The following is a 3,309-nucleotide window of genomic DNA, read 5'->3' on the forward strand; positions in this document are numbered from 1 at the left end:
GGCCGACCTGGTTGAGGATCAGCCGGATCAATGGCTTGGTCCGGCTGATGTCCGACGGCGGAACAACGAGATAGAGAGTGACGGCCTTGTCTGCACTGACCAGATCGGCAATTCGCCAATCGCAGCTCTCGGGTGTTTCGGCTGACGATGGGTTCCCGATAAAGCCCAAGGAAGCTGACTGCAGTCGAGAGGACGCTTGAGCGCTCGTTTTTCAGACTTGTTGAGGAGCTCCCGGGCGGTCGCGGCGACGACGGGGTGCACCTTTGGCTGGGCCGCGGTTCCGAGATGGTTTGTGGCCCGCATGATCCTCAGCGTCTTCCCGAAGGACTGCGAAGGATCGGCGAGAATCTCGGTGACGCGGGTCAGCGTCTTCTGCTGCTCGGCGTAAAGGACGTGAAGGATGACGCCGACTAGAATGGCTGGTCTTTTCCCAATGGGTCCGGCGTTCGGGCGCTCCTTCCGGATCGACGAGGATGTCGGCGATGTTCTGCACGTCGCGGACTTCGGCTACGCCTTTGCGGACCTCAAGCAAAGGGTTATAGCGGGCGCTACTTGGGTCGGTCGGATTGAACAGCAGACAAGCGAGAAAGTTGAATGCCAAACGGAGGTTAGCTCCCAATTTTCACCCTTGATGTCATGTACCACGGCCGACGACGTCCAGGACAATAGTGTCGGCAGCACAAGCCCTACGCCCTTGCCGGAGCGCGTCGGCGCAAAGCACATGACATGCTCTGGCCCATCATGACGCAGGTAGTTGCTCTCGAGCCGCCCAAGAAACACGCCTCTTGCCGCAAACAAGCCGGCGGCCCGACCTTCCTTCACGCCTGCCCAGCGTGCAGAGCCATAGGTAGTGACCAGTTGATTCTGTCGCGCACGCCATACCGAGTTGACGATTGCAAACAAGGCGCCGGCGACTCCGCCGGCGGCGACGATTGCTCCACCCTCTTCGAAAATTTCAGGCGCATACGCTTCGTAAGCGAACCACCATTCGAACAATCGCCACGGCAGATAGACCGGATAGTCGATGACGACGAGCCAGGGAGCACCAAGGCGCGCTTGAAAGCCGAGCGCAGCCGCGGTCCATTGCGTCGCGATCCATGTCGATGCGATGACGATGCCGAAGACAGCGGCGATCTGGCCGACGTAGATTCTTGCCGGAAACATTGCTTGCCCCATTCGCGGCGTGACATGAACGCGCGAATGAAAAGGGCGAGAACGTCGCACATTCAACCGAAATAAAAAATCGCGCGTCGCAACGAAATCCGCATTGATCAAGCGCGTTTACGGAGAGATCGCGCGTGATCCAGCGCCTGCGCAATTCGGGAAACGCCTCAATTGAATGTGAGCAGCTTGACGACGCTGCGTGACGCTTCCAGCGCCCATGCGGCGATCAACGGACCGTGCTGATATCCGGACCGGAACCGCCCGACCCGACGTGCCGGCCGGCCAAGGAACGATTCTTTGTTCTACGTGCCCGATTCCGGCGATCCGCCGTTAACGACACGTTATACTCATTTCGCGATTTAAGTATAACTCAGGCTGGACAGCGCCGGATCGATCAAGTTATACTCAAATCGCGAAATGAGTATAACCAAGGAGATCGTGGTGGCAGCTCCCCCGCTGGTCGCGCAAACGACCTACGCCGAACTGCTGGAGCGCTGCGCGAATGCGGCATTCGACCAGGCTTTCACTGAGGACGGTGCCTTTACAGCTAAAACCATCAAAGGACGCCGATACTGGTACTTTCAGACCGGAACCGGCGCCGCCCGCACGCAACGATATGTTGGACCGGAAACGCCCGAACTGTTGGCTCAAATTGAGCACCACAAAACAGCCCGCAACGACGAGCGCCAACGTCGAACACTGGTGTCCTCACTCTTGCGATCATACAACCTGCCCGGGCCGATACCTCGGATCGGCGACGTCATCGCGGGATTAGCCGAGGCGGGAGTGTTTCGGTTGCGCGGTGTCTTGGTCGGCACGGTCGCCTACCAGACTTACTCGGCGATGCTTGGAATCCGGCTGTCCTCGTCGCTGCTGCAAACCGCCGACGTCGATATCGCGCAAGCCAGGGACGTGTCTGTTGCCGTTGAGGACAGCACACCGCCGGTCATAGACACACTACGCAAAGTCGACAAAAGCTTTCGAGACGTTCCCAACGCATCGGACAGCCGACGTTCGACGAGTTACGTCGACAGGGATGGCATCCGCGTCGATTTTCTCACCCCCACCCGCGGAGCTAACACCGATAAGCCGCAATCGCTTCCTTCCCTGCAAACCGACGCTCAGCCTCTGCCTTTTCTTGATTATCTTATCTATCAGCCAGAGTCGGCCGTAATCCTTTACAATGCCGGGATCTACGTTCAAGTCCCGGCGCCCGCGCGGTATGCCGTTCATAAATTGATTGTTTCACGACGGCGGCCTGAAGGTTTCGCAAAACGCGATAAGGACCTACTACAGGCCGAAGCGCTCCTTGCGGTCCTGGCTGAGAAGCGACCGCATGAACTGCAGCTCGCCTGGCAGGAAGCATATAAGCGTGGTCCGACCTGGCGCCGGTTGCTGACCGAAGGACTCATCCAGCTGGAAGCTCCTGTTCGAGATTTGACTCTCAAGCTTGTCGATCTTCCACGCTCCACAATTCCCGGCATCGACTTGACCTTCGCCAATGCCCCGGTCCGCTACGACTTCGGCCGCGACATCGCGACTTTCGAGGGCACCGCGCTTGGCAGCCCTGTCATTTGCGCGATCAGCCGTGAGGCGCTCGATGACTATTTCGGGACAGACGGGCAAGACCAGAAAGGCCGGGTCGAAGGCGTTTTGAGAAACAGATCCAAAATCGAGCAGCTGGCCCGCACCAAATATCTTTCGAGGCCGGTGGACGAACCGGGCGCGGTGCTCATCAAAACCATGGACGTGCCGCGACTACTGAAGGAAACACCCGCGAAAAAGCACCCAGCCCGGTCGACCGGAAAAAGCCGCACCAAGCGCTGAGGCCTGCGGCTGCAAAGTTAGGCTTTGCTTCACCGGCCAAGACCGCGCTTGATGCCGATCGACCGGGAATCCCTTCTCCGCCCACGCTGCCCGTAACCATGTGGCCGCGCGCCCTCTCCAGCACTGGCCGCCACGGCACCAACGCGAAATCGTGAGAAGGCTCGATCAAGGCGAAGCGGCCGCTGTTGAGCGTCAGCATGCGACGATAGACGCTGGTGAGTTTGCCGCCCGCCTTCACCTCGATATCTCTCGACTTCCGCGCCCATTCCAGTTGGCCCAAGAGCCTCGGGTGGCTTGGCGACGAGCTGGCGATCGAGC

2 protein-coding genes and 1 pseudogene are annotated in these 3,309 nt (G+C 59.3%); 1 reads left to right on the forward strand and 2 read right to left on the reverse strand.

What is annotated here, in order from left to right; genetic code table 11:
- Window positions 1-1,164 (reverse strand): annotated as a pseudogene (gene traG, locus JOY90_RS28525) (IncP-type conjugal transfer protein TraG); the annotation flags it as partial.
- A gap of 441 nt (window positions 1,165-1,605) precedes the next feature.
- Here traG and JOY90_RS28530 point away from each other — a divergent pair.
- On the forward strand, window positions 1,606-2,991 hold the full coding sequence (locus JOY90_RS28530; RefSeq protein ID WP_291694433.1) for a GSU2403 family nucleotidyltransferase fold protein: 1,386 nt from the start codon (window positions 1,606-1,608) through the stop codon (window positions 2,989-2,991).
- Here the strand turns inward: JOY90_RS28530 and JOY90_RS28535 are convergent.
- On the reverse strand, window positions 2,900-3,190 hold the full coding sequence (locus tag JOY90_RS28535; RefSeq protein WP_291694434.1) for a DUF3363 domain-containing protein: 291 nt from the start codon (window positions 3,188-3,190) through the stop codon (window positions 2,900-2,902). The genes JOY90_RS28530 and JOY90_RS28535 overlap by 92 nt on opposite strands.
- Between the last annotated feature and the right edge of the window lie 119 nt (window positions 3,191-3,309).

The organism is Bradyrhizobium sp., assembly GCF_019242285.1.
Classification (GTDB): domain Bacteria; phylum Pseudomonadota; class Alphaproteobacteria; order Rhizobiales; family Xanthobacteraceae; genus Bradyrhizobium.

Coding starts and splice junctions, on each gene's coding strand:
- JOY90_RS28535 (WP_291694434.1), bottom strand. CDS start 3,190: ATGCTGACGCTCAACAGCGGCCGCTTCGCCTTGATCGAGCCTTCTCAC.